Origin of the sequence: Arthrobacter sp. 1088, from assembly GCF_031455315.1 — a bacterium.
GTDB lineage: Bacteria > Actinomycetota > Actinomycetes > Actinomycetales > Micrococcaceae > Arthrobacter.
In genome coordinates, this window is sequence record NZ_JAVDSM010000012.1 from 76,833 (window position 1) to 101,280 (window position 24,448).

Annotated in this window: 24 protein-coding genes; 15 read left to right on the forward strand and 9 right to left on the reverse strand. The window is 61.8% G+C overall.

Annotated features, from left to right (window positions below):
* The first annotated feature begins 59 nt into the window (after nucleotides 1–59).
* From J2Y41_RS18400 to dnaE, 4 genes are all read left to right on the forward strand, one after another.
* A complete protein-coding gene (locus J2Y41_RS18400) occupies nucleotides 60–755 on the forward strand; it encodes a DivIVA domain-containing protein (protein ID WP_216922981.1) in 696 nt (231 codons plus the stop codon).
* A 99-nt stretch (nucleotides 756–854) separates the two neighbouring features.
* Nucleotides 855–1,460, forward strand: a complete 606-nt coding sequence (gene lspA, locus J2Y41_RS18405) for a signal peptidase II (RefSeq protein WP_309930599.1) — start codon at nucleotides 855–857, stop codon at nucleotides 1,458–1,460.
* On the forward strand, nucleotides 1,453–2,379 hold the full coding sequence (locus J2Y41_RS18410; protein WP_224167061.1) for an RluA family pseudouridine synthase: 927 nt from the start codon (nucleotides 1,453–1,455) through the stop codon (nucleotides 2,377–2,379). The genes lspA and J2Y41_RS18410 overlap by 8 nt, the downstream gene beginning before the upstream one ends.
* A 70-nt stretch (nucleotides 2,380–2,449) precedes the next feature.
* Nucleotides 2,450–6,007 (forward strand): DNA polymerase III subunit alpha, encoded by a 3,558-nt coding sequence (gene dnaE / locus J2Y41_RS18415; protein ID WP_224167062.1) that lies wholly within the window; start codon nucleotides 2,450–2,452, stop codon nucleotides 6,005–6,007.
* 30 nt (nucleotides 6,008–6,037) lie between these two features.
* Here the strand turns inward: dnaE and J2Y41_RS18420 are convergent, their stop codons facing one another.
* Complete coding sequence (locus J2Y41_RS18420) at nucleotides 6,038–6,538, reverse strand: flavin reductase family protein (RefSeq protein WP_309930603.1); 501 nt, start codon at nucleotides 6,536–6,538, stop codon at nucleotides 6,038–6,040.
* A gap of 115 nt (nucleotides 6,539–6,653) precedes the next feature.
* On the opposite strand from J2Y41_RS18420, the gene J2Y41_RS18425 reads away from it, so the two are divergent.
* From J2Y41_RS18425 to nrdR, 3 genes are all read left to right on the forward strand, one after another.
* On the forward strand, nucleotides 6,654–7,184 hold the full coding sequence (locus tag J2Y41_RS18425; RefSeq protein ID WP_309930605.1) for a hypothetical protein: 531 nt from the start codon (nucleotides 6,654–6,656) through the stop codon (nucleotides 7,182–7,184).
* A 4-nt stretch (nucleotides 7,185–7,188) separates the two neighbouring features.
* Nucleotides 7,189–8,562, forward strand: coding sequence for a histidinol dehydrogenase (hisD, locus tag J2Y41_RS18430; protein WP_309930607.1), 1,374 nt, complete (start codon nucleotides 7,189–7,191; stop codon nucleotides 8,560–8,562).
* Nucleotides 8,563–8,758: 196 nt separating this feature from the next.
* Nucleotides 8,759–9,262, forward strand: coding sequence for a transcriptional regulator NrdR (gene nrdR / locus J2Y41_RS18435; protein WP_224089570.1), 504 nt, complete (start codon nucleotides 8,759–8,761; stop codon nucleotides 9,260–9,262).
* On the opposite strand, the gene J2Y41_RS18440 is transcribed toward nrdR, so the two are convergent.
* The 3 genes from J2Y41_RS18440 to map all read right to left on the reverse strand — a co-directional run bounded on the left by J2Y41_RS18440 (nucleotide 9,259) and on the right by map (nucleotide 11,788).
* Nucleotides 9,259–10,023: an SDR family oxidoreductase gene (locus J2Y41_RS18440; RefSeq protein ID WP_309930610.1), complete on the reverse strand. Its 765-nt coding sequence runs from the start codon at nucleotides 10,021–10,023 to the stop codon at nucleotides 9,259–9,261. The genes nrdR and J2Y41_RS18440 overlap by 4 nt on opposite strands.
* A 10-nt stretch (nucleotides 10,024–10,033) precedes the next feature.
* Nucleotides 10,034–10,837 carry a polyphosphate--glucose phosphotransferase gene (ppgK, locus tag J2Y41_RS18445; protein ID WP_275959816.1) on the reverse strand — a complete coding sequence of 268 codons (804 nt, stop codon included), beginning with the start codon at nucleotides 10,835–10,837 and terminating at the stop codon, nucleotides 10,034–10,036.
* Nucleotides 10,838–10,909: 72 nt separating this feature from the next.
* Nucleotides 10,910–11,788, reverse strand: coding sequence for a type I methionyl aminopeptidase (map, locus tag J2Y41_RS18450; protein WP_216922995.1), 879 nt, complete (start codon nucleotides 11,786–11,788; stop codon nucleotides 10,910–10,912).
* Between the two features lie 108 nt (nucleotides 11,789–11,896).
* Between map and J2Y41_RS18455 the strand changes: the two genes are divergently transcribed.
* A complete protein-coding gene (locus J2Y41_RS18455; protein WP_216922998.1) occupies nucleotides 11,897–12,061 on the forward strand; it encodes an SPOR domain-containing protein in 165 nt (54 codons plus the stop codon).
* 34 nt (nucleotides 12,062–12,095) lie between these two features.
* On the opposite strand, the gene panB is transcribed toward J2Y41_RS18455, so the two are convergent.
* Nucleotides 12,096–13,001, reverse strand: a complete 906-nt coding sequence (gene panB / locus J2Y41_RS18460) for a 3-methyl-2-oxobutanoate hydroxymethyltransferase (protein WP_309930613.1) — start codon at nucleotides 12,999–13,001, stop codon at nucleotides 12,096–12,098.
* A 188-nt stretch (nucleotides 13,002–13,189) separates the two neighbouring features.
* On the opposite strand from panB, the gene J2Y41_RS18465 reads away from it, so the two are divergent.
* The 6 genes from J2Y41_RS18465 (at nucleotide 13,190) to J2Y41_RS18490 (ending at nucleotide 19,412) form a co-directional block, all read left to right on the forward strand.
* Complete coding sequence (locus tag J2Y41_RS18465; RefSeq protein ID WP_224089573.1) at nucleotides 13,190–14,530, forward strand: glutamine synthetase family protein; 1,341 nt, start codon at nucleotides 13,190–13,192, stop codon at nucleotides 14,528–14,530.
* Nucleotides 14,531–14,539: 9 nt separating this feature from the next.
* Entirely contained in the window at nucleotides 14,540–17,551 is a 3,012-nt protein-coding gene (locus J2Y41_RS18470) for a bifunctional [glutamine synthetase] adenylyltransferase/[glutamine synthetase]-adenylyl-L-tyrosine phosphorylase (RefSeq protein WP_309930619.1), read from the forward strand.
* Nucleotides 17,552–17,640: 89 nt separating this feature from the next.
* Entirely contained in the window at nucleotides 17,641–18,123 is a 483-nt protein-coding gene (locus J2Y41_RS18475; protein ID WP_396133566.1) for a GNAT family N-acetyltransferase, read from the forward strand.
* Nucleotides 18,124–18,203: 80 nt separating this feature from the next.
* Entirely contained in the window at nucleotides 18,204–18,419 is a 216-nt protein-coding gene (locus tag J2Y41_RS18480; RefSeq protein WP_309930722.1) for an AsnC family protein, read from the forward strand.
* Nucleotides 18,420–18,489: 70 nt separating this feature from the next.
* Nucleotides 18,490–18,762, forward strand: coding sequence for a hypothetical protein (locus tag J2Y41_RS18485; RefSeq protein ID WP_309930623.1), 273 nt, complete (start codon nucleotides 18,490–18,492; stop codon nucleotides 18,760–18,762).
* Nucleotides 18,763–19,058: 296 nt separating this feature from the next.
* On the forward strand, nucleotides 19,059–19,412 hold the full coding sequence (locus J2Y41_RS18490) for a hypothetical protein (RefSeq protein ID WP_224089577.1): 354 nt from the start codon (nucleotides 19,059–19,061) through the stop codon (nucleotides 19,410–19,412).
* 156 nt (nucleotides 19,413–19,568) lie between these two features.
* Here the strand turns inward: J2Y41_RS18490 and glnA are convergent, their stop codons facing one another.
* Nucleotides 19,569–20,993: a type I glutamate--ammonia ligase gene (glnA, locus tag J2Y41_RS18495; RefSeq protein ID WP_216923010.1), complete on the reverse strand. Its 1,425-nt coding sequence runs from the start codon at nucleotides 20,991–20,993 to the stop codon at nucleotides 19,569–19,571.
* Between the two features lie 325 nt (nucleotides 20,994–21,318).
* Here glnA and J2Y41_RS18500 point away from each other — a divergent pair, with 325 nt between their 5' ends.
* The gene (locus J2Y41_RS18500) at nucleotides 21,319–21,756 is read left to right on the forward strand and encodes an RDD family protein (RefSeq protein ID WP_224089578.1); all 438 of its coding nucleotides are present in this window, start codon (nucleotides 21,319–21,321) and stop codon (nucleotides 21,754–21,756) included.
* A gap of 120 nt (nucleotides 21,757–21,876) precedes the next feature.
* On the opposite strand, the gene J2Y41_RS18505 is transcribed toward J2Y41_RS18500, so the two are convergent.
* The 3 genes from J2Y41_RS18505 to lipB all read right to left on the reverse strand — a co-directional run bounded on the left by J2Y41_RS18505 (nucleotide 21,877) and on the right by lipB (nucleotide 24,424).
* On the reverse strand, nucleotides 21,877–22,638 hold the full coding sequence (locus J2Y41_RS18505) for a DUF4191 domain-containing protein (RefSeq protein ID WP_224089580.1): 762 nt from the start codon (nucleotides 22,636–22,638) through the stop codon (nucleotides 21,877–21,879).
* Nucleotides 22,639–22,751: 113 nt separating this feature from the next.
* Nucleotides 22,752–23,759: a lipoyl synthase gene (lipA, locus tag J2Y41_RS18510; protein WP_223936751.1), complete on the reverse strand. Its 1,008-nt coding sequence runs from the start codon at nucleotides 23,757–23,759 to the stop codon at nucleotides 22,752–22,754.
* The gene (gene lipB, locus J2Y41_RS18515) at nucleotides 23,756–24,424 is read right to left on the reverse strand and encodes a lipoyl(octanoyl) transferase LipB (RefSeq protein ID WP_224089582.1); all 669 of its coding nucleotides are present in this window, start codon (nucleotides 24,422–24,424) and stop codon (nucleotides 23,756–23,758) included. Before lipB ends, lipA begins: the two co-directional genes overlap by 4 nt.
* Nucleotides 24,425–24,448 lie beyond the last annotated feature (24 nt).

Genomic DNA, 24,448 nt, shown 5'->3' on the forward strand with positions numbered 1-24,448 from the left:
TACCGTAGTTTTGAACGGCCGGAAGGCCTACTGACTAACTAGACCAACGAGGTGACCAGATGGCTTTGACGCCAGAAGACGTTGTCAACAAGCGCTTTCAGCCGACCAAGTTCCGCGAAGGCTACGACCAGGACGAGGTAGATGACTTCCTCGACGAAATCGTGGTTGAGCTGCGCCGCCTGAACCAGGAGAACGACGAACTTCGCAAGAAGCTCGGCGAAGCTGGCTCGGCTGTGCCCGCGGCAACTGCTGCGGCTCCGGTCGTCGAGAAGGTTCCTGCCCCGGCCAAGGTGGACAAGGAAGCCGAGGCCAAGGCGGAAGCCGAAGCGAAGGCTGCTGAGGCTGCCAAGAAGAAGGAAGCCGAGCAGGCCGCTGCGGCTGCCGCCGCCAAGGCACCGGCTCCCAGCAACGGTGTTACGCCGACCGCTGAGTCCGCTGCAGGCCTGCTGGCCATGGCGCAGCAGATGCACGACAAGCACGTTGCCGACGGTGCACAGCAGAAGGAAAAGATTATCGCTGAGGCGCAGATCGAGGCTTCCAGCCTGGTCAACGACGCCCAGGAGAAGTCCCGGAAGATCCTTGGCGCCCTTGAGCAGCAGCGTTCGGTCCTGGAGCGCAAGGTTGAGCAGCTCCGTGGTTTCGAACGTGACTACCGCTCACGCCTGAAGGCATACATCGAGGGCCAGCTGCGCGACCTCGACGCCCGTGGTTCCGTCGCTGCCCCTGAGGTCGGCGAAGCAACCGCTGACGTTTAGCAAGTATTCTGAAAGCCGGTGGCTGGGGTCTCCTCTGCCACCGGCTTTTGCTGTTAACACCCTGACAGCAGCCCCCAACGCTCCACGAACGAAAGCACTATGACCGACGACCTCACCGACGACGCATCCCGGCCGGAACTTCCCGTCCGGAAATGGCGTCCTGCAATGCTCTGGCTCTTTGCCGGCTTTGCGGTTTTTGCCTATGTCTTTGACCAGCTCACCAAGCTCTGGGTGACCAGCACCATGACAGAAGGTGAGCGCATTCCAGTGCTGCCACCACTGCTGCACTGGTACTACATCCGGAATTCAGGGGCAGCTTTTTCCATCGGTGAGAACGTCACTTGGATATTCACGATCGTCATGGCCGGGGTGTCTGTAGCCATCCTTTTGCAGTTGCGACGGCTCGGCTCCGCCTGGTGGGCATTGTCGCTTGGGCTGCTGCTTGGCGGTGCATTGGGAAACCTGACCGACCGCTTGTTCCGTGAACCGTCCTTCGCCATGGGCCATGTTGTGGATTTCATCCAGGTACCAAACTTTGCGATCTTCAACATCGCCGACTCCGCTGTGGTGTCGGGCGTTGTCATCATTTGCCTGCTGACCCTGCGCGGGGTGGGCATGGATGGCACCCGGCAAGTGGCCGCACCGAAGTCAGCGAAGCCAGCCAATCCGGCTCCGGGCTCCAGCGGGGAGACTGTCGGTGAGTGAGTCGGTTGTAGTACCTGAGGACCTTGCAGGAGCGCGGGCTGACGCCGGCCTTGCAAGGTTGCTGGACATTTCGCGTTCTGCTGCGGCGCTGCTTATCGCCGAAGGAAACGTCACCAGCGGCGGTGCGGCTCTCGGCAAGTCAGCAAAGCTCATTGCGGGCGCGGTGCTGGACGTCACGGTTCCCGAGCGGCCGGATCCCTTGGAAGTCGTGGAGGAAGTTGTGGAAGGCCTGAAGATCCTGCTGGATGACGAGGAATTCGTTGTCATCGACAAACCCGTGGGAGTGGCGGCGCATCCATCGCCTGGTTGGGTGGGGCCCACGGTGGTCGGAGGCCTGGCTGGAGCCGGCTACCGGATTTCGACGTCGGGAGCACCGGAGCGTGCGGGCATTGTCCACAGGCTCGACGTCGGCACTTCCGGCGTGATGGTTGTGGCCAAGACCGAGCATGCCTACACGGTCCTCAAAAGGGCTTTCAAGGAACGCACGGTGGACAAGGTCTACCACGCGGTTGTCCAAGGACTTCCGGATCCGCTTGAGGGCACAATTGATGCCCCGATCGGCCGCCACCCCGGCCACGACTGGCGCTTCGCGGTGATCGAAGACGGCCGGCCCTCAGTGACCCACTACGAGGTCCTGGAAGCCTTTGGTAAAGCTACGTTGGTGGAGGTGCACCTGGAAACGGGCCGCACGCACCAGATCAGGGTCCACTTCTCTGCGTTGCGGCACCCTTGCGCCGGCGATCTCACCTATGGTGCTGATCCCCGTCTCGCAGCAAACCTGGGACTGACCCGGCAGTGGCTTCATGCCCGGCAACTGGGTTTCACACACCCGCGGACCGGCGAGTGGGTGGAAGTCACCAGCGACTACCCGGCGGACCTTCAGTACGCCTTGGACCTGCTGGCCACGGGCTCAGCCTAGGCAACCGTTCCGGGCCTGCCCGGTCCAAGGGCTCCGCATTTTGTCGGGGGCGGGACGGTAGACTGTCGTGGTGACTTCCAGCAATGATTCGTTCGTCCACCTGCACACCCACACCGAATACTCCATGCTGGATGGAGCGGCCCGACTGGGTGAGCTGTTCGATGAAACCGAACGCCTGGGGATGCCCGCCCTGGCCACCACTGATCACGGCTACCTCTTTGGTGCCTTCGATTTTTGGCGCAAGGCCACCGACAAGGGCATCAAGCCGATCATCGGTGTAGAAGCCTACGTAACCCCTGGTACGGCCCGGGGGGACAAAGAACGTGTCCGGTGGGGGGATGAGAGCCAGCGCAAGGACGACGTCTCCGGTGGTGGTTCCTACACCCACATGACGCTTCTGAGCTACAACAACGTTGGCATGCGGAACCTGTTCCGGGCTTCGTCCATTGCTTCATTGGATTCCGTCTTTGGCAAGTGGCCCCGCCTGGACCGGGAATTGCTCAATACGTACTCCGAGGGGCTTATTGCCACTACCGGATGCCCGTCCGGCGAAGTCCAGACCCGCCTTCGGCTTGGCCAGTACCGCGAGGCGCTGGAGGCCGCGGCAGAGTTCAGGGACATCTTTGGCGCGGAGAACTATTTCTGCGAGCTGATGGACCATGGCCTGGACATTGAACGCCGCGTCACCGGGGACCTCCTGCGCCTGGCCAAGGACCTGAACCTTCCCCTGGTGGCCACGAACGACCTCCACTACACGCACGAGCACGATGCGAAGGCGCACGAGGCACTGCTGGCCATTCAGTCCGGTTCCACGCTTCTTGAGCCCACGTACGACAACGGCGGATCCAGGTTTGCCTTCTCCGGCAGCGGCTACTACCTGAAATCCCCGCAGGAAATGCGTGAGCTTTTCCGTGATCACCCGGATGCCTGCGATAACACGCTGCTCATTGCCGAACGTTGCGAGGTGTCCTTCAACACCGACGCCAACTACATGCCGCGCTTTCCTTGCCCGCCGGGCGAGGACGAAACCTCCTGGCTGGTCAAGGAAGTGGACAAGGGGCTGGCCTACCGCTATCCGCAGGGCGTGCCGGACAAGGTGCGCAAGCAGGCTGACTACGAACTCGGGGTCATCACCTCGATGGGCTTCCCCGGGTACTTCCTCGTGGTGGCCGACTTCATCAACTGGGCCAAGAACAACGGGATCCGCGTTGGTCCGGGGCGTGGTTCCGGTGCAGGCTCCATGGTGGCCTACGCCATGCGTATTACCGACCTTGATCCGCTCCAGCACGGCCTGATCTTCGAGCGCTTCCTCAACCCGGACCGTGTCTCGATGCCTGACTTCGACGTCGACTTCGATGATCGCCGCCGCTCCGAGGTGATCGACTACGTCACGAAGAAGTACGGCGACGAGCGCGTGGCGATGATCGTCACGTATGGAACCATCAAGACCAAGCAGGCGCTCAAGGACTCTTCCCGTGTGCTTGGCTACCCGTTCAGCATGGGCGAGCAGTTGACCAAGGCCCTGCCGCCTGCCGTCATGGCCAAGGACATCCCACTGGCCGACATCCAGAACCCGGAGTCCAAGCGCTACAGCGAAGCAGGTGATTTCCGCCAGCTGATCGCCACGGATCCCGAGGCTGCCAAGGTCTTTGAGACTGCGCTGGGCATTGAGGGCCTGAAACGCCAATGGGGTGTCCATGCCGCCGGCGTCATCATGTCCTCGGACCCAATCATCGATGTCATTCCGATCATGCGCCGCTTCCAGGACGGCCAGGTCATTACCCAGTTCGACTACCCAACGTCCGAGGGCCTCGGCCTGATCAAGATGGACTTCCTGGGCCTCCGGAACCTCACGATCATTTCCGACGCCCTGGAAAACATCAAGATGAACCGCGGTGTCGACCTGGACCTGGAAAACCTCGCACTGGATGACGCTGCCTCCTACGAGCTCCTGGCGCGCGGTGACACCTTGGGCGTGTTCCAGCTCGACGGCGGGCCCATGCGGTCCCTGCTCAAGCTCATGAAGCCTGACAACTTCGAAGACATCTCCGCTGTCCTTGCGCTGTACCGGCCTGGACCCATGGGCGCCAACGCCCACACCGACTACGCCCTGCGTAAAAACGGGATCCAGGAAGTAATTCCCATCCACCCGGAGTTGGAAGAACCGCTCAAGGAAATCCTGGGTGGGACATTCGGCCTGATCGTGTACCAGGAACAGGTTATGGCGGTGGCGCAGAAGCTTGCCGGCTACTCGCTGGGCCAAGCCGACATCCTGCGCCGTGCCATGGGCAAGAAGAAGAAGTCGGAGCTGGACAAGCAGTTCGCCGGCTTCTCCCAAGGTATGCAGGACAACGGCTACTCCATGGCCGCCGTCAAGACGCTCTGGGACATTCTGCTTCCGTTCTCCGACTACGCCTTCAATAAAGCGCACTCGGCCGCTTATGGGGTCATTTCTTACTGGACTGCCTACTTGAAGGCACATTATGCGCCCGAGTACATGGCTGCCCTGCTGACGTCCGTCGGTGATGACAAGGACAAGTCTGCGATCTATCTCAACGAGTGCCGCCGGATGGGCATTACCGTTCTTCCTCCGGACGTCAATGAATCCTCGTTGAACTTCACCCCTGTGGGAACGGACATCCGCTTCGGCATGGGGGCCATCCGAAACGTCGGCGTGAACGTGGTGGAAGCCATGGTCTCCGCACGGGCCACGGAAGGCAGCTACACATCGTTCAAGGACTTCCTGATGAAGGTGCCTGCCGTTGTCTGCAACAAGCGCACGATCGAATCCTTGATCAAGGCCGGTGCCTTCGACTCGCTTGGACACCATCGCCGTGCTTTGGCCATGATCCACGAAGAAGCCATCGACTCCGTCATCACCCTCAAGCGCAATGAGGCAATCGGCCAGTTCGATCTCTTCGCCGGCTTCGAGGACCAGGAACCTGAAGCTTCGCTGACTACGGAAATTCCGGACCTTCCCGAATGGGAGAAGAAGGACAAGCTGTCCTTCGAGCGCGACATGCTCGGTCTCTATGTTTCGGATCACCCCTTGCAGGGCTTGGAAGGCGTCCTCAGCCAGCATGCGGAGCAGTCCATTACCTCGATCATCGCCGAGGACGGACCGCACGACGGCGCGATAGTCACCATCGCGGGCATGATCACCTCGTTGAGCCGCAGGATCGCCAAAGCCAGTGGCAACGCCTACGCCCGTGCCGAGATTGAAGACCTGGGCGGCTCCATGGAGGTCATGTTCTTCGGCCAGGTGTACGGGCCGATCGCCTCCGTCCTGGCTGAAGACCTGATCGTGGTGGTCAAGGGGCGCCTGCAGCGCAGGGACGATGGCGCCGTGACGCTGAACTGCATGGAACTCTCCGTGCCGGACCTCAGTGAGAGCGTGAACGGACCGGTGGTGATCACGATTCCGACGTTCAAGGCCACCGAGGCGGTGGTTACTGACCTTCGGGATGTGCTGCGGACACATCGGGGCAACTCAGAGGTCCGGCTCAAGCTCATGGGGGACACCAAGGTTGAGGTCATGGGGCTTCCCGTGCACATGCGGGTCAACCCCAGCCCATCGCTCTTTGGCGACCTGAAAGTCCTGTTGGGTCCGGCCTGCCTGGACAATTAGCGCACCGGATGGCCGGAATCCTGGAGGAGGCTAGATTTCGTAGTCCAGCGGCCTCGGCTGGCTGTAGCCGCCACCGTGATAGAGCAGGGGAGCGCCGTCGTCGCCAACCTGGCCGTCCACGACCTCCACGACCACAACAGCGTTGTTCTCAAACGACAACCGCATTTGGATCTTTCCCACCAGCCAACCTGCGACGTCCTTGAGAATGGGGACTTCGTACGGACCTGGCTCCCAGTGGTCTCCCTCGAAGCGGTCCCGCGTCTTGGCGAAACGATCTGCCAGCGCCTGGTTCTCCAGTCCGAGCATGTGCACGCCAATGTAGCTGGCATTGGCGATGGCCGGCCAGGAGCTTGAGCTTCGGGCCATGTTGAAGGTGAAACGCGGCGGTTCGGCGGACAGGGACGCAACGGAGGTGGCGGTGAAGCCGAAGGGCTTGCCATTCAGGTTTGCTGTGATGATGGCCACCCCGGCGGCATGGCGGCGAAACATTTCCCTGAACGTCTTTTCGAAGCCGGATAGTTCGCTTGCCACGTTGATGAATCTCCTGGAACTTGGGTCGGGGGCGTCTTTCTCTCAGGGTATTCCTCCCTGTGCCCCACTTCCCCATTTTAATGAGCACACGTGAACCTTTGTTAATGTGAGTTCCATGACTCAGCCCACTGTGCACGTTCCCGCGGAAACCCAACCCGACGCCGCAACTCCCTGGCGTTCGCGGGACGCCCTGTGGCTTGTCCTACCTGCGGCGGCGGGGGTAGCCGTAGGCGTTCTCTGGTGGATCCTGGCGCCGGGCGGGGGAAACCTGGTATCGGGTAACCCCGAACTGGCAAATCCTGCCAGCCCTGATTCGTGGTTGCCGCGCGACCTGGTCCTTGCCGGGCTGATGCTGGTGGCAGGGTGTGTCATGGGCCTCATTCTCGACGGAAAGCTCCAGGGGAGCGGGGCCGGCCGGCGGTTGGCGCTGGCGCTGGCAGGGGGCGCTGCAGGCGCAGCGATTGCCTGGGTGGTCGGCTTGCTTGCGGCGCAACTATGGGGCCCGGCTCCGGACCCTTCCCTGGGCGCGGACTACGGTTTCACCCTTCGTTCCTACGCCGTCCTCTTCCTGTGGCCCGGTGCTGTCGCCTTCGTGACGTTCGTACTTGCGCTGTTCGGGGTTCTTTCCAGGAAGCCCGTAAAATAGCCGGGTGACCACTTCTTCGGATACTTCCGCCCCTGCCGCTGCCTCCTTGAATTTCCGCAGTATCGATTTCCGCGGCCGCCACCTCTCGCTGGCTGAGCTGCGCGCTGCGGTACCCAGGGCGAAGCATCAGACGATGGCGGACGCGGAGCAGAAGGTCCTGGACATTATGGGAGCCGTCCGCAGTCGCGGTTTTGCCGCTCTGGCGGAACTTGCAAGGAATTTCGACGGCGTTGAACAGTCCCACCCGCGTGTACCGGCGGAGGCACTTGCCAAGGCCCTGGCCGACATTGATCCCACTGTCCGTGCCGCGCTGGAAGAGTCGATCAGCCGGGCAAGGCAATTCGCCGACCAGCAGCGTCCAGCCAATGTTGACGTCGCTTTGGCCGATGGCGCGGTTGTCAGCCAGAACTGGATTCCCGTGGGGCGTGTTGGACTGTATGTCCCCGGTGGTCTGGCGCCCCTGGCCTCCTCGGTGATCATGAACGTTGTTCCCGCCGTTGCTGCAGGTGTCGAATCCATCGCCCTGGCGTCGCCGCCTCAAAAGGACTTCGGCGGACTCCCGCACCCCACCATCCTTGCCGCGGCAGCGCTGCTGGGAATCGATGAGGTCTATGCAATTGGCGGTGCCCAGGCAGTCATTTCGTTTGCCTACGGCATCCCCGGTTCGGAGGGAGTACCTCCCATCGAGCCCGTGGATCTCGTCACGGGGCCCGGCAATATCTTCGTCGCCACTGCCAAGAGGCTGGTGAAGGGAGTCGTTGGCATCGATTCCGAGGCAGGAACTACCGAGATCGCTATCCTGGCCGATTCCACTGCCCACCCCGCGCTGGTGGCTGCCGATCTCATCAGCCAGGCCGAGCACGATCCTAAAGCTGCTTCTGTCCTGGTGACGGACTCCGCAGACCTGGTGGACGCCGTCGTGGGTGAATTGGCACGGCAGGCAGCGGCCACGAAGCACAGCGCACGTGTCCTTGAGGCACTTTCCGGTCCACAATCGGGTGTAGTGCTGGTGGATGACCTGGAACAGGGGATTGCGGTGTGCAACGCCTATGCCGCTGAGCACCTTGAAATCATGACGGCGGATGCACCGGCCATGGCGGCGCGGATCCGCAACGCGGGCGCCATTTTCGTGGGGGACTACAGCCCGGTGAGCCTCGGCGACTATTGTGCCGGGTCCAATCACGTCCTGCCCACGAGCGGTACGGCTGCCTTCTCCTCGGGGCTGAACGTCACCACCTTCCTGCGCGCAGTGCAGGTCATCAACTACAGCCGTGCGGCTCTGGAGCAGGTCAGTGGCCACATCGTGAGTTTGGCCGGCGCGGAGGATCTTCCGGGCCATGGGGATGCGGTCAGGATCCGCTTCAGCGGTCGAAGCTGACGTCGAAGACCGCAGGTGCCCGAGGCGACCTGACCACAACATGTACGGGTCAACACCACTACATGTAGTAATTACAAGCTTGTCATTAGGGTGTCATCGAACGTAAACTGGTGCCGGAAGAGAATCTTCCGGCACCTTTGCGTTTCCGGCACCCTGCCGGTCGGACGTGGGCCGGAGCTGATCAGGGAGGCCCAGCGTGTACTGTCCGTTCTGCCGGAATCCTGACTCGCGCGTCGTCGACAGCCGCATGGCTGACGACGGAACTTCCATCCGGCGCCGCCGGCAATGCCCTGAATGCGGGCGACGCTTCACCACGGTGGAAACCACCAGCCTGTCCGTCATCAAGCGTTCAGGAGTCGGGGAGCCGTTCAGCCGCATCAAAGTCATCAGCGGCGTCCGCAAAGCGTGCCAGGGCCGCCCTGTCACCGAAGACGATCTCGCCATGCTGGCGCAGGAAGTCGAGGAGAACATCCGCTCCTCGGGTGCCGCCGAAATCGACGCCCACGAAGTAGGCCTGGCCATTCTCGGTCCACTGCGGAAACTGGATGAGGTGGCGTACCTGCGGTTCGCCAGCGTTTATCAGGCATTCGAGTCGCTCGAAGACTTCGAATCCGCCATATCCTTGCTCCGGCATGAGGCCGAGGCCCACGCGAAAGCCGGCGCCAAGGAAGCCAAAGGCTCCGGGAAAAGCCAGCTCTAGCGGCCGCCGGATACTGGGAGGACTGCTCCAGTAATGTAGCCGGCCTCGCCGGACATTAACCACATCACAGCCGCGGCCACCTCTTCAGGTTCAGCGCCCCGGCCCATGGGAATGGTTGGGTTGAGCCTCTCCACGCGGTCGGGCATTCCTGCAGCTGCGTGGAGTCCGGTGTTGGTGCTGCCGGGAGCGACGGCATTGACGCGAATGCCCTGCTTGGCCACTTCCGCTGCCAGGCCAACCGTCAGAACGTCCACGGCACCTTTCGACGCCGCGTAGTGAACCCAGGTGCCGGGGGAACCGGCCTTTGTTGCTGTCGATGAAATGTTGATGATGGAACCACCCGGACCGCCGTGGTCGGTAGAGAGTCTGCGGACAGCTTCCTGGCACATGAAGATCATGCCGGAGACGTTCACGTCCATGACGCGCTGCACGGTCGCGGCAGGGACCTCCGCCAGTGTTCCAATCAGGTTGCCCGTGATGGCCGCATTGTTGATGACTGCTGTAACGGGACCCCATGCGGCGGCTGTGTCGAACAAACGCCCGACGTCGGCGGGACGGCTGACGTCGGCCTGCACGGCCAGGGCCTGACCCCCTTCGGCGAGGATCTTCCCCACAACGTCATCGGCGCCGGGGGCGTCCGAGGAGTAGTTGACGACGACGCCGTACCCTTTCCGGGCGGCAGCAAGCGCTACGGCTGCTCCAATGCCCCGGCTGGCGCCGGTGACGATTGCGGTTTCACGTACGGCGTCGTTGTCGATCACGAGGTACCGGTTACTTTGCCAGCTTGTGGTGCAAGGCGACTTCAAGGGCGGCGCCGACAATGCCGGCGTCGTTCTTCAATTTGGCGGTGACAATGTTGGTGCGCAATTGCAGGTGCGGGAAGTATTCATCCGAACGCTTGGAGATGCCGCCGCCGATGATGAAAAGTTCGGGGGAGAACAGGAACTCGACGTGCTGCAGGTAGCGGTTAAGCAGGACGCCGTACTCGTCCCAGCTCAAGCCATCGCGTTCGCGCGCCACGGCTGATGCCTTGGTTTCGGCGTCGAATCCGTCCACCTCAAGGTGGCCGAGCTCGGCGTTGGGAACCAACTGACCGTTGAAGATGAAGGCGGAGCCGATTCCGGTGCCGAGCGTGATGACCAGGACGGTGCCGTCCACGCCCTCACCCGCGCCGTAGCGGGCCTCTGCGAGACCGGCGGCGTCGGCATCGTTGATGACTTCGACGGGTCGGCCCAGTCGCTCAGTAAACTTCTTGTCGATGTCGGTGCCAAGCCAGGACTTGTCCACATTTGCGGCAGAGTTGACCACACCGTGCTGGATGATGCCCGGGAAGGTGACACCCACAGGGGAATCCGCGGCAGGAGCGTCAGGGCGGCTGGAAAGTTCTTCGACGATTTCTGCCACGACTTCGGCAACTGCTTCGGGGGTGGCTGGCTGCGGCGTGGGAACCCGGAAGCGTTCGCCGATCAGCTTGCCCTTCTTGAGGTCGACGATGCCGCCTTTGATACCCGTGCCGCCGATGTCGATTCCGATCAGCGGAGCGTTCTTGTGGGTCTTCTCATCCTTCTTGGACAATGCAATTCCGATCATGGCAGGAGGGGTGGGCATGGCGCAGCCGCCCGGGGCTGCGATGGACCTTCCGGAAAGCTAGGGAAGGGTCAGGATTTCCGCGCCGGTCTCGGTGACCAGCAGGGTGTGCTCGAATTGGGCCGTGCGCTTGTGGTCCCTGGTAACGACGGTCCAGTCGTCGGACCACATATCCCATTCGATCGTGCCAAGGGTCAGCATGGGTTCGATGGTGAAGACCATGCCTGCCTCGATCACGGTGTTGTACGCCGGGGCTGCGTCGTAATGCGGAATGATGAGGCCCGTGTGGAACGCCTCACCAACACCGTGGCCAGTGAAATCCCGTACCACGCCATAGCCGAAGCGCTTGGCGTAGGACTGGATCGCGCGGCCGATTACGTTGATTTCGCGGCCGGGGGCCACGGCCTTGATGGCGCGGTTGAGCGACTCCTGCGTACGCTCAACCAGCAAACGGGATTCCTCGTCCACGTCGCCAACCAGGAAAGTGTAATTGGTATCTCCATGCACTCCACCGATGAATGCGGTGATGTCAATGTTCAGGATGTCCCCATCCTGAACCACCGTGGAATCGGGGATGCCGTGGCAGATAACTTCATTGAGGGAAGAGCAGAGAGACTTCGGGAAGCCCCGGTAGCCCAGCGTGGACGGGTAGGCATTGTGGTCCACAAGGAACTCGTGCCCAATCTTGTCCAACTGGTCCGTCGTCACGCCGGGCTGGATGTGCTTGCCAACTTCAACGATGGCCTGGGCAGCAATCCTGCTGGCGATACGGATCTTCTCGATGGTCTCCGCAGACTTCACTTCGGAGCCGGTGAACTTGCTGGGTGCCTTCTTGCCGACGTACTCGGGGCGGGGGATCGACGCCGGGACGGGCCGTTCGGGGCTGATGATTCCCGGAGTGAGCGTGCCGATGGGTGCGGTCGAAGCAAGAGAAGGCATAGATTGATCATATAAGGCACACAAGAGACGCAAGTAACAAAGCGCGGCTGGGCCCACGTGACTCCGCCAACGTTACGCGTTTGAGGGCAAACGGGACGAGGAGGAGACGTGACGGAGTACTGGTACAACGTCAAGACGCATGAGATCGAAGAGGACGCCATGTCCGATTGGACACAGCTGATTGGTCCTTACAAGACCCGGGAAGAAGCGGAGCACGCGCTGGAAAAGGTCAAGCAACGCAACGATGCCTGGGACGCCCAGGACGATGACTAGGGCGCCCGGGACATCTTAGAAGGCCCGGAACACTTTAGAAGGAATGCTCAGGTCCGGGGAATCCTCCGGACCTGACGTCCTCTCCAAAGGCTGCGGCGGCATCCGTGAGCGTCGTGCGAAGGTCTGCATACTGCTTGACGAACTTCGCCATCTTGCCCCCTCGCAGTCCGGCCATGTCCTGCCAGACGAGCACTTGGCCGGTGGTGCTCTTGCCGGCTCCGATGCCTACCGTCGGTACGCGCAACGCGGCATCGACGGCAGCAGCAGTATCCGCGGGCACCATTTCCATGAGGACGCTGAAGGCGCCTGCGTCCTGCAACGCCACTGCGTCCTCGATCAGCCGTTGGGCGTCATCGCCCCTGCCTTGGACCCGGTAGCCACCCAGGGAGTGTTCACTTTGGGGAGTGAATCCAATGTGGGCCATGACAGGAATACCTGCCTGGACCATGGCCTTCACAGTCTCCGCATAGTAGGCAGAGCCTTCGATTTTGACCGCGTGGGCCAATCCTTCCTTGAGGAAACGCACGCCGGTGGCGACTGCCTGCTCGGTTGAAACCTCGTAGCTGCCAAACGGCAGGTCAGCCAGGACCAGGGAGCGCTTGGCTGAACGGCTTACCGCCCGGCACAGCGGCAGCAGCTCGTCCACAGTGACGGGAAGGCTGGTCTCGTTGCCGAAGACGTTGTTTGAGGCGGAGTCACCCACCAGGAGGACTTCGATCCCGGCTTGGTCGAAGATCTCAGCGGTGTATTGCTCGTAGGCGGTGAGCATAGCGAAGTGCTCGCCGTTGTCCTTGGCCTGCTGAAGGTGATGGATGCGCACCCTGCTCAGTTGCTTCTTGGCGCCCGTTGACGGTGCCTGGACTGCAGCCGCGGGACCGTTGCCATAGGGCGCGGGGACTTCGGCGGGCGTGGTGGACTCAGGGAGGTTGCTTGGGGCCATGGATAGAGCCTAAGCCGTGCCGGCGACGCCTGCCAGCAGAGTGTCAAGGGTCACTGTTTGTAAACGCTGTGTTACGCGCAGCTACTGCGGCGGCATTCGCACCGAATGCTTAGTAGAGTGAAGTCTGAGCTGCCGTGGCTTCAATGATGGGAACTGCGGCATGGACACCGAACCGGAAAAGAGGCCCTATGGACCGCCAGCAAGAGTTCGTTCTGCGAACGATCGAAGAGCGTGACGTGCGCTTCGTACGCTTGTGGTTCACCGACGTCGTGGGTTCACTGAAGTCGGTGGCTCTTGCGCCGGCAGAAGTTGAAGGTGCCTTCGAAGAGGGCCTGGGATTCGATGGTTCAGCGATCGAAGGCCTTGCGCGGGTTTTTGAATCCGACATGCTGGCACAGCCTGACCCCTCAACCTTCCAGATCCTGCCTTGGCGCGGTGAGACCGAACAAACGTCCAGGATGTTCTGCGACGTCCTGACGCCGGACGGGGAACCCTCGGCAGCAGACCCCCGGAACGTCCTCAAGCGGACCCTTGCCAAGGCCGCGGACATGGGTTTCACCTGCTACACGCACCCTGAAATCGAGTTCTACCTGCTCAAGTCAAAGGAGCTTGGCCCCAACGGTGCGCCGGTCCCTGTTGACGAAGGCGGCTACTTCGACCACGTCCCGGGTGGTGTTGCGCAGGACTTCCGGCGTACCGCCGTGACCATGCTGGAATCCGTGGGTATCTCGGTGGAGTTCAGCCACCACGAGGGCGGTCCAGGCCAGAACGAGATTGACCTGCGCTACGCGGATGCCCTGCAGACCGCGGACAACATCATGACCTTCCGCACGGTCATCAAGGAAGTTGCCCTGCAGCAGGGTACCTACGCAACGTTCATGCCCAAGCCGTTTACGGACCACCCCGGCTCCGGAATGCACACACACTTCTCGCTCTTCGAGGGGGACACCAACGCATTCTTTGAAGCCGGTGCGGAGTTCCAGCTGTCCAAGACTGCCCGCCAGTTCATTGCCGGTATCCTCAAGCACGCACCCGAATTCACCGCGGTTACGAATCAGTTCGTGAACTCCTATAAGCGGCTCTGGGGCGGCGGTGAGGCACCGAGCTATCTGAGCTGGGGCCACAACAACCGCTCCGCGTTGGTGCGCGTGCCGTTGTACAAGCCCGGCAAGGGCCAGTCGGCGCGCATCGAGTACCGCGGCATCGACTCCGCAACCAACCCGTACCTGGCCTACGCCGTCCTTCTGGGAGCCGGTTTGAAGGGTATCGAGGAAGGCTACGAACTTCCGGCAGCTGCCGAAGATGACGTTTGGTCGCTGACCACCGCGGAGCGCAAAGCCATGGGCCACGCTCCGCTGCCGGCCAGCCTCCACGATGCCATCCGTGCCATGGAGGAATCGGAGCTGGTGGCCCAGATCCTGGGTGAGCAGGTCTTCGAACACTTCCTGCGCAACAAGCGCGCGGAATGGCAGGACTACCGCCTCCAGGTCACGCCGTACGAGCTGCAGCGCAACCTCGGCATTCTGTAGGCAGGGCCAATGAGCCTTGCACGTCGGCTCATCTCAGCCGGATTCAGCGACCTGGAAAAGGGCGAGCGCTTTCTTGCTGCCCCCGAACTGGAAGGCATCGAACAGGATGCCCTGTTCGCCGGGCTCTCCTTGGCGGCGAGCCCGGATACAGCGTTGCAGTCACTCGTCCGGCTGATTGAGAAGAACCCCGGCCTCAAGAAGTTGGCGGGCGCTGACCCCGACACGAGCGAATCCCTGTACCGGCTGTTGGGGGCATCCGAGGCGCTGGGTGAGTTCCTCATGCGCAGGCCGGAGCACCTGGACGTTTTCGACGCCCGGGTAAGCCCGGAGCCACTCCCGGCAGCAAGCGAACAACTCAGGTCCCTGCTGCTTCGTTCGGTCAAGGCCGAGCCAGGTGCGCAGCGCCCGGTGGCCGGGTTGACGGGGCTTCCGGCGTACGCGGCCTTGCGGACGGCGTACCGCCGCGGCCTCACGGAGCTTGCCATCAAGGACCTCTGCGCTGCGTCGCCGCAAGACTTCATGCCCGCCGTAGGTGCAGAGCTTGCAGACCTCGCTGGTGCGGCCATTGAAGCCGCCCTTGCCGTTTCCCGGGCCGAGGCGGCGGCCCAGTTCGACGCCTCGGAGGTCGCCGACGTCGGACTCGCTGTCATTGGCATGGGCAAATGTGGCGCCCGCGAGCTGAACTACATTTCCGACGTCGATGTCATTTACGTCATCGAGGCAGAGGAGCTTGACGACGCCCGCGCCGCGACTATCGGGACCGCCCTGGCATCGGGCATCTCGCGGGCGATTTCCTCCTCCGCACCCGAGCCGGGTTTGTGGGAAGTGGACCCGAACCTCCGCCCTGAAGGAAAATCCGGACCGTTGGTGCGGACCCTCCCTTCGCATCTGAGCTACTACGCCCGATGGGCTGAGAGCTGGGAATTCCAGGCGTTGCTGAAGGCCCGCACGATTGCCGGCGACAGGGAACTGGGCCAGCGCTATGAAAAGGCCGTTGAGCCGCTCGTGTGGGCTTCCGCCGGCCGTGATGGCTTCGTCGAGTCCGTCCAGGCCATGAGGCGCCGGGTCACGGACTACATTCCGGCCGCCGAGGAACAGCGGCAGATCAAACTTGGCCGCGGCGGACTGCGCGACGTCGAATTCACCGTGCAGTTGTTGCAGCTGGTTCACGGCAAATCGGACGAGTCTCTTCGCTGCCGCGACACCACTTCGGCCATCGCGGCATTGTCCGCCGGCGGCTACATCGGACGTGCCGACGCCGCCGGTTTCGATAACGCGTACCGCTATCTCCGGCTTCTGGAGCACAGGATTCAATTGTTCCAGTTGCGCCGGACGCACCTCATGCCAACGGCGGAAGATGCCCAGCGGGTGTTGGCAAAGGCTGTCCTGGGGCCCTTCTCGCTCGAACGCCCCCATCCTGACCAGCTGATGGCGACCTGGCAGAAGACCAAGCGGTCTGTTCGGGAACTGCACGAGCGTATTTTCTACCGGCCGCTGCTCAATACCGCCGCTAAACTCAGCAGCGAAGACGCCAAACTGAGCCCGGAAGCAGCCCAGGGCCGTCTTGCCGCCCTCGGTTACCTCGATCCCAAGGGCGCAATGCGTCACATTGAGGCGCTGACTGCCGGTGTCAGCCGTCGTGCGGCACTGCAGCGGCAACTGTTGCCCATTCTTCTTGGCTGGCTCGCCGAAGGCGTGGACCCCGACGCCGGGCTCCTTGCATTCCGAAGGGTCAGCGAAGCGTTGGGCACCACGCACTGGTATCTGGGGATGCTTCGTGATTCCCAGGCGGCAGCCGAACGTCTCTGCCAGGTACTTGCCAATTCCCGGCTCATTTCGGACCTCCTGGAAGTTTCACCGGAGTCCGTGGCATGGCTTGGCAGCGACAAGGACCTGGCTCCCATCTCCTTTGAGGCACAATGGCAGGAAATCCAGTCCAAATTGTCCCGGCATCCGGATCCGGAGAGTGCCATGCGCCTCATCCGGTTGATCCGTCGGCGGGAGATTCTGCGGACCGCGATTGCCGATAGTGCGGGTTTGCTTGACCAGGACGCAGTGGGACTGGCGTTGGCCGAAACAGACCGGGCGGCCGTGCTCGGAGCCCTGCATGTGGCAGAAGCCATAGCTACCCAGTCCGAGCCTCTGAAAACCGAGGTTCTGGTGGTAGCAATGGGCCGGCAGGGTGGCCGCGAAATCGGCTACGGCTCTGACGCTGACGTCATGTACGTTCACCGCGCCCGGCCTGGATTCAGTGACGAGGAAGCGCAGGAGCAGGCGACGGCGATCGTCGCCAAAGTCTCCAGCCTTCTTACCCAGCCGCTCAAGCCCGCAATCATGGCCGAGCGGGTGTTGATGGTGGATGCGGACCTGCGGCCCGAAGGCAAGAACGGCGCCATGGTCAGGTCCTTGGAGTCCTATGCCGAGTACTACCGCCGGTGGTCATTGATATGGGAAGCGCAGGCGTTGCTGCGGGCGCGTCCCATGGCCGGTTCAGACGATTTGGCAGTGGACTTCCTTCGGCTTATTGATCCCATACGCTACCCGGCTGAGCTCTCCGAACAGGATGTCAGGGAAATCCGGCGCATCAAGGCCCGCGTGGAATCGGAGCGGCTGCCTCGTGGGGCTGATCCGGCCCGCCACGTGAAGCTTGGCCGCGGTGGATTGAGCGATGTCGAATGGCTTGTCCAGCTCATCCAGTTGCAGCATGCGGGCAAGCAGCCTGCGTTGCGCACCACGTCTACGTTGGAGGCACTTGCCGCGGCCGAGAACCTTGGCCTTCTTGGCAAGGACGACGCCGGGCTCCTACGGGAGGCGTGGAAGCTCGCCAGCCGCATCCGCTCGGCAAACGTCATCGTGACAGGCCGGGCCTCGGATGTACTTCCATCGTCGCGGAGGGACCTTGAAGCTGTGGCGCGCTGGTGTGGTTACGCGCCTGGAGCCGCAGGACAGTTCGAGGAGGACTACCTGCGCCTGAGCCGGCGTGCCCGCGCTGTCTTCGAAAAAGAGTTCTACGGTAATTGAGGCCTGGAATGCCCGATGATGACCCGGAGCTGGACGTCTTCCCTCGGGATCGTCCTGCGTTGGCGAGCGTTTGGCTTATACCGCTCAAAATGCTGGACGATGACGCGCGCGCCATCCAATTGGGCACGGTGGCGGAAATGGCCTTGGCGGCTGATCAAACTGACTTCGTCGGCGACCCGCTCCGTATGATGCTGATCAGTCTTGAAGAAGAATCCCGCTCTCCCTATGTGATCGAGGCCAACGGAGAGGGTGTGGGCGTCCTGACACTCCAATGGGGAGCGGCGCGCCTTGCAGGATGGCCGGACGACGACTCCGCATGGCTTCTCAGGGGTTTCCTCATCGACTCGAAAAGCCAGGGCCGCGGCCTCGGTGTGCTGGCGGCCAAGGCTGCCGTGGAGGAGGCTCGCAAGTTGACGGCGAGGCAGGGTGGCGGCCAGGCCGGCGTCGTGCTTTCTGTTAACGAGCGCAACCCTGCGGGTCTTGCAGCTTATGCAAAGGCCGGCTTCGTTGACTGCGGACGGTACCTCGGCGGCAACTCGGGCCCGCAGCGCATCATGTATAAGGCTTTTTGAGGATGCCCACGTTTTGTCCCCGGGGCGCTGGCGTCAACGTACGTTGACGACGATCCTGGATGTCAACTATGGTTGACGTCATGGAGGTGGACAGAATGAAAACACTTGTTGGATCGATGGACGGCATGGGTCCTGCAGAAGCGCTGCATGCCGTAGCTGAACTTCACAAGGAGGTTGGCAGGGCCGAGGCTTCCCTTGTACGTGCAGCCAGGCAGGCCGGTTTGTCGTGGGAGGCAATCGCACTTTGCCTCGGGGTCACCAAGCAGGCGGTACATAAGAAGTACGGGAAGCATTAGCACTATTCCGGGCGACAGGAACCCGGCCTGGGTCTGTTCGTCCGGGCCTGCTGTCCCTTAGGATTCTCGCGTGACAGTCAAGCGGGATTCGGAGGGGGCGCCCTTCTCAGATGCGACGTGCTTCCGGTGTGAACAGGCGGGACCGCACTGGGCTTCCCGGCACGGCAGTGGCGACGTCTATGCGTGCCGGCGCTGTTTCGCCACTTTTGCTGACGCCGAATGGCGGCAGGATGACGGGGGAGCGCAGGGCCTTTCACTCATGTCTGCTGGCGCCCCTGCTTCTGGCTCTGCCGCCGGGGAGGTCGCTGCCCCGGAGGTGCTGGGCGTTTTCGAAACCAAGTAGTTTGCTGTGCCGGAAGGGTAAAAAACGAGTACACACTACTCGTGCGCTGACTTGCGGCCGGTAGGCACCATATCTGCTATGACAACCTATGTGATTGAACAAGCGGCATTGATTCACCGCTGTCAGTGCTGCGGTGAGGAAACTGATCGGGTGTTTTGTGCGCACTGCGCAGCCCCGCAGCAACCTGGGGAAGTCCCGAAAACCAGGCACTAGACCAAAGGCGAGATGCTGGTTCATCCGTTGAAGAGCCTTATAGACTCGGTTCCGTAACTACTCTCGATGCTTAGGAGAAGTACATGGAATACAACGGAAGTTCGTTTGAGAAGGCTATTCCCGCCGGAGAGTTGGATCGCCGCCACGTGGGTCAATCCATTAGCTTTCAGCCCAATGATTTCACGGTTGTCTTCGGGACGATCGCTGGCATCGCAAGAACTGAGGCGCTCGTATATTTGTCGCTCGATGGCGTTTCCGGCGGCACGCATCTGAAGGACGAGTACGACCTCCCGATCGATCAGCACGTCTACCTTCAACTCGATCCCCTGAGCACTGCGGAAAAGGGTCTTGCGGATGCCGCGAAGGCTGTCAGGGAGAAGCTGGACGAGTTCGGGAAAAACATCCGGGACCGTGATCAGGGCAAGGAATCCGAATAGGGCCCAGTTCGCCAGAGCCTGGGGATCTTGCCGACCCGGGCGGCAGCGGGAGCAAAAAGAAGGCCGGCAACAGGTACAAACCTGTTGCCGGCCTTTCTTAACCGGGAACCTCGATGGGTTCCGTGCGGACTAAACGTGGTTTAGCCGCCGGTGTTGCTAGACGCCGTAGTAGAGCTCGAACTCGTACGGGTTCGGGCGCAGCGACAGCGGGCGAATCTCATTCTCGTACTTGTATTCGATCCAAGTATCGATCAGGTCCTGGGTGAAGACACCGCCGGCCTGCAGGAACTCGTTGTCCTCGCGCAGGGCCTCGAGGGCTTCTTCCAGGGAACCCGGAGCCTTGGGGATGTCCTTGGCTTCCTCGGCCGGGAGCTCGTAGAGGTCCTTGTCGATGGGAGCCGGGGGCTCGATGCGGTTGCGGATGCCGTCAATGCCGGCCATCAGCTGGGCAGCGAAGGCCAGGTACGGGTTGGACGAAGGGTCCGGAGCGCGGAATTCGATGCGCTTGGCCTTCGGGTTGGAGCCAGTGATGGGGATGCGGATACCAGCAGAGCGGTTGCCCTGCGAGTAGACCATGTTGACCGGAGCTTCGAAGCCCTTGACCAGGCGGCGGTACGAGTTGACCGTCGGGTTGGTGAATGCGAGCACTGCCGAAGAGTGCTTCAGCAGGCCGCCGATGTACCAGCGGGCGGTGTCGGAGAGGCCAGCGTAGCCCTTTTCGTCGTAGAACAGCGGGTCGCCGTTGCTCCACAGCGACTGGTGGCAGTGCATGCCCGAGCCGTTGTCACCGAAGACAGGCTTCGGCATGAAGGTTACGGACTTGCCCCATGCGTCTGCAGTGTTCTTGATGACGTACTTGAACTTCTGGAGGTCGTCAGCAGCTGCAGTCAGCGTGGTGAACTTGTAGTTGATCTCTGCCTGGCCGGCGGAGCCAACTTCGTGGTGGGAGCGCTCGACCTCGAGGCCGGCCTTGTCCAGTTCAACGCACATGGCGTCGCGGAGGTCAGCCTGCTTGTCGGTGGGGGAAACCGGGAAGTAACCGCCCTTGACGGGGGTCTTGTAGCCGAGGTTTCCGCCTTCTTCCTTGCGGCCGGTGTTCCAGTGGGCTTCTTCGGAGTCGATCTTGTAGAAGCTGCCCTGCGGGGAGGACTGGTACTGGATGTTGTCGAAGACGAAGAACTCGGCCTCGGGAGCAAAGAATGCCGTGTCCGCGATACCGGTGGAGGCCAGGTACGCTTCAGCCTTCTCAGCTACGCCACGGGGGTCGCGGTGGTAGGGGTCGCCAGTGCGGGGGTTCACGATGGAGAAGTTCAGCGCAAGCGTCTTCTCAATGCGGAATGTGTCGATGAAAGCCGAGGTCACATCCGGGATGAGCTGCATGTCGGACTCAGCGATGCCCTGGAAGCCGCGGATGGAAGATCCGTCGAAGAGCTGACCGTTCACGAAGAAGTCGAGGTCTACGCTCTTCGCCGGCACGTTGAAGTGCTGCTGGACGCCCGGAAGGTCGGTGAAGCGGATATCGACGAATTTGACGTCTTCGTCTTTGATGAACTTGAGGACTTCGTCCGCAGTCTTGAACATCTATGCTCCTTATGCATATCAAGTAACAGGCCCGGAAGGCCGCGTGAGCCAGCCCATGCCGGAGGCCCGGAGACACAAAAAATTCCCCTTGCCGCGGTGGCTGGCAACTCATACCACCATAGGGAGATGGGATTTCCCGGGAGTGTCAGTATTGTTTCGGGCAGGTTACAGAATGATCTGTTGTGTAAACGGTAGTCGGCTTTCCGGTGTCAGGTCCATGCGGGTCCAGTGGGCGAACACTTTGGCGCCATACAGGCGCACAGGCGGGCACGAAAGGCGGCCGTCGTCGTCGGACTGTCAGTCCGCCAGCCGTTAGGCTTGGAGAGTGGTTGATCGAAAAGACATAGGCTCCTGGTTGAGCGGGCCGGACACCTCCGGCATTTCCAAATATCCGGGCGAGAGACTCGGACTTCCTGAATCCGGACCAGGCTCCATGGCACGGGCCGGGCGACGAATTCTGGGCATCGTGATCGACTGGACGATTGCACTCGTCATTAGCAACTTCGCATTTGGGGGCAACCAGTGGGCAACGCTCGCAGTTTTTGCGGCTGAGCAGATTCTCCTGATCGGCACCCTCGGCTACAGCATCGGCCACAGGATAGCGGGCATTCATGTGGTCCGCTTAGGGGGAGGTCCCGCAGGCCCTCTGGCCGCTGTTGTGCGCACCTTGCTCCTATGCCTGGTTATCCCGGCAGTCATCTTTGATCCGGACCAGCGTGGACTTCACGATAAAGCCATGAACACCATCCTCATTCGGATGTAGCGTCTTCAGTCCTCACCGGTTGGAACCAAGTCCAGAGCAAGCAAGCACCAATAAAAACCGCCCCTGTCTCCTTTGAGACAGGGGCGGTTTTTATAGGGCCAAACAAGCACCTACGGACAATCAGCGTCCGCGTGCAGCCTTGCGGTCCGGGCGGGCCTTGTAGGGATCGATGCCCTTGGGGATCGGCAGGCGGGTACCAAGGGAGTTGATGCGCTTGGACACAGCGTTGACCTCAACCTTGGTGAGTTCGTTCTTCATCTTGCCCATGGTCTTGGCGAGTTTGTTCAGAGGCACCTGGCCCTCGCCGCGACCGGATTCCAGCACGTGGATGGTGACGTTGGGCAGGATGCGCGTGAGGCGCTTGCGCTCCGCTTCCACCAACGGCTTGACGCGATGCGTGGGTCCTTCGGTAACCAAAACGACGCCGGGACGACCAATTGCCATGAACACGGCGTCCTGAGTGCGGGGGTTAACCGCGACAGGCTGGTCCTGGGTGACCCAGCCGCGACGTAGAGTACCCAAGGCCGCTCCGGACGCACCGGGCTGGTTCTCGATCTGCGCGAAGGCAGCCTTCTCTGCGCGACGGGAGAGGATGAAAACGGCGGCCAGGAGACCCAACGGAATACCGATGATGAGACCGGTAACCCAGTTTTCCAGGAGGTAGCCGATGAGGAAGGCCACGGCAACTACCGCCAGGAATGCCAGCAGCATGATCCACACGACTTGGGGATCATTGCGCCGCGTCATCTTGAAGACTTCAGCGATCTGCTTCAGCTGGCTCGGCTTCTTGGCCTTGGCTTCCTTGGGCTTGCGCTGGAACAGCCCACGCTTGGGGGCGTCGGCCGAGGGGGTCGATTTGCTGGAATCAGAGGAATTCGCCATAGTGCCTTAATTCTACGTGATGGACGTCGAAGGACCGGACGCCATTACGCTTGGCATCCGGCCCTTCGATACTGCTTCATGGTGTTGCTGGTGAAGTGTTTGCCGACCCGGGCTTAGGCGTGGGCGGCGAGGATGGTGGAGGCTTCCTGGCGGGTGGTGCCGGAGGACTCGATGTGGGCCAGGGCGGCGGGGATTTCCCAGCCCTTCTTGCGCATCGCGGTGGCCCACAAACGCCCGGCCCGGTAGGAGGAGCGGACCAGCGGCCCGGACATGACACCGAGGAACCCGATTTCCTCGGCCTCGTGCTGGAGGTCCACGAACTCCTGCGGCTTGACCCAGCGGTCCACGGGCAGGTGCCGTTCGGACGGGCGCAGGTACTGGGTGATCGTGATCAGGTCACACCCGGCGGCGTGCAGGTCCCGGAGCGCTTCGGAGATTTCCTCGCGGGTTTCGCCCATGCCCAGGATCAGGTTGGACTTGGTCACCATGCCAAGGTCCCGGCCCTGGGTGATGACATCCAGGGAGCGTTCGTACCGGAACGCCGGGCGGATCCGCTTGAAGATCCGGGGCACGGTTTCGACGTTGTGCGCGAACACCTCGGGCTTGGAATCGCAGATCGCCTTGATGTGTTCGGGTTTGCCGGAGAAGTCCGGGATGAGCAGCTCCACCCCGGTGCCGGGGTTCAGTTCGTGGATCTTGCGGACCGTTTCGGCGTACAGCCAGACGCCTTCGTCGGCGAGGTCGTCACGGGCCACCCCGGTGACGGTGGCGTAGCGCAGCTGCATGGCCTGCACGGACCGGGCCACCTTGGTGGGTTCGAACATATCCACCGGGGAGGGTTTGCCGGTATCGATCTGGCAGAAATCACAGCGCCGGGTGCATTCGGACCCGCCGATCAGGAACGTCGCTTCCTTGTCTTCCCAGCACTCGAAAATGTTCGGGCAGCCGGCCTCCTCACACACGGTGTGCAGGCCTTCCTTCTTCACCAGGTTCTTCAGACCGACGAACTCGGGCCCCATCTGGACCTTGGCCTTGATCCACTCGGGCTTGCGTTCAACCGGGACAGCCGAATTGCGCTGCTCAACGCGCAGCAACTTACGGCCTTCAGGTGCCAGGGTCACTGGAGTGCTCCTTCTGGGGTGGAAACGAGTGCTTCTTCATGCTTGCGGAACTCTTCCACGAAGCGGTCAACGATGTCTGCCGGGTTGATGGTCCGGCCAGTCTCCAGCGACATGGTGGTGACGCTGGCGTCGGTGATTCCGCACGCGATAATCTGCGCATACGGCGCGAGGTCGTTGCTGCAGTTGATGGCGACACCATGCATGGTGACGCCGTCAAGGACGCGGATGCCGATCGCGGCAATCTTGCGGTCCGGGCCCTTGTCATCCGCGAGGATCCATACGCCCGCCCGGCCCTTCACGGTGACTGCCGGGATTCCGTAGTCCGTCATGACGGCGATCATGGTGGCTTCGAGCCGCTCGACATAGTCCCGGATTCCCGCGCGGTTCTTGAGTTTGAGGATCGGATAGGCGATAAGTTGGCCCGGCCCGTGCCACGTTAACTTGCCACCACGATCCACGGGGACCACGGGGGTGCCGTCAAAGGGGCGTTCATGGTCTTCAGTGAGCTTGCCCGCCGTGTAGACGGCGGAGTGCTCAAGGAGCAGGACGGTGCTGTTTTTCTCGCCGGCAACAACTTTGTTGTGGATCTCGCGCTGTAGGTCCCAGCCCTGCACGTAATCAACGAAATCCGGGGCAAGACCCAGTTGTGAAAACTCAAGAGTCATGGGTTCAAGCTTAGACCCAGCAAG

What these genes read in the sequence shown, in the direction of transcription:
- J2Y41_RS18400 (WP_216922981.1), top strand. Translation starts at nt 60, where the DNA reads ATGGCTTTGACGCCAGAAGACGTTGTCAACAAGCGCTTTCAGCCGACC.
- lspA (WP_309930599.1), top strand. Translation starts at nt 855, where the DNA reads ATGACCGACGACCTCACCGACGACGCATCCCGGCCGGAACTTCCCGTC.
- J2Y41_RS18425 (WP_309930605.1), top strand. Translation starts at nt 6,654, where the DNA reads ATGACTCAGCCCACTGTGCACGTTCCCGCGGAAACCCAACCCGACGCC.
- map (WP_216922995.1), bottom strand. Translation starts at nt 11,788, where the DNA reads ATGCCTTCTCTTGCTTCGACCGCACCCATCGGCACGCTCACTCCGGGA.
- panB (WP_309930613.1), bottom strand. Translation starts at nt 13,001, where the DNA reads ATGGCCCCAAGCAACCTCCCTGAGTCCACCACGCCCGCCGAAGTCCCC.
- J2Y41_RS18465 (WP_224089573.1), top strand. Translation starts at nt 13,190, where the DNA reads ATGGACCGCCAGCAAGAGTTCGTTCTGCGAACGATCGAAGAGCGTGAC.
- J2Y41_RS18470 (WP_309930619.1), top strand. Translation starts at nt 14,540, where the DNA reads ATGAGCCTTGCACGTCGGCTCATCTCAGCCGGATTCAGCGACCTGGAA.
- J2Y41_RS18475 (WP_396133566.1), top strand. Translation starts at nt 17,641, where the DNA reads ATGCTGGACGATGACGCGCGCGCCATCCAATTGGGCACGGTGGCGGAA.
- J2Y41_RS18480 (WP_309930722.1), top strand. Translation starts at nt 18,204, where the DNA reads ATGGAGGTGGACAGAATGAAAACACTTGTTGGATCGATGGACGGCATG.
- J2Y41_RS18490 (WP_224089577.1), top strand. Translation starts at nt 19,059, where the DNA reads ATGGAATACAACGGAAGTTCGTTTGAGAAGGCTATTCCCGCCGGAGAG.
- glnA (WP_216923010.1), bottom strand. Translation starts at nt 20,993, where the DNA reads ATGTTCAAGACTGCGGACGAAGTCCTCAAGTTCATCAAAGACGAAGAC.
- J2Y41_RS18505 (WP_224089580.1), bottom strand. Translation starts at nt 22,638, where the DNA reads ATGGCGAATTCCTCTGATTCCAGCAAATCGACCCCCTCGGCCGACGCC.
- lipB (WP_224089582.1), bottom strand. Translation starts at nt 24,424, where the DNA reads ATGACTCTTGAGTTTTCACAACTGGGTCTTGCCCCGGATTTCGTTGAT.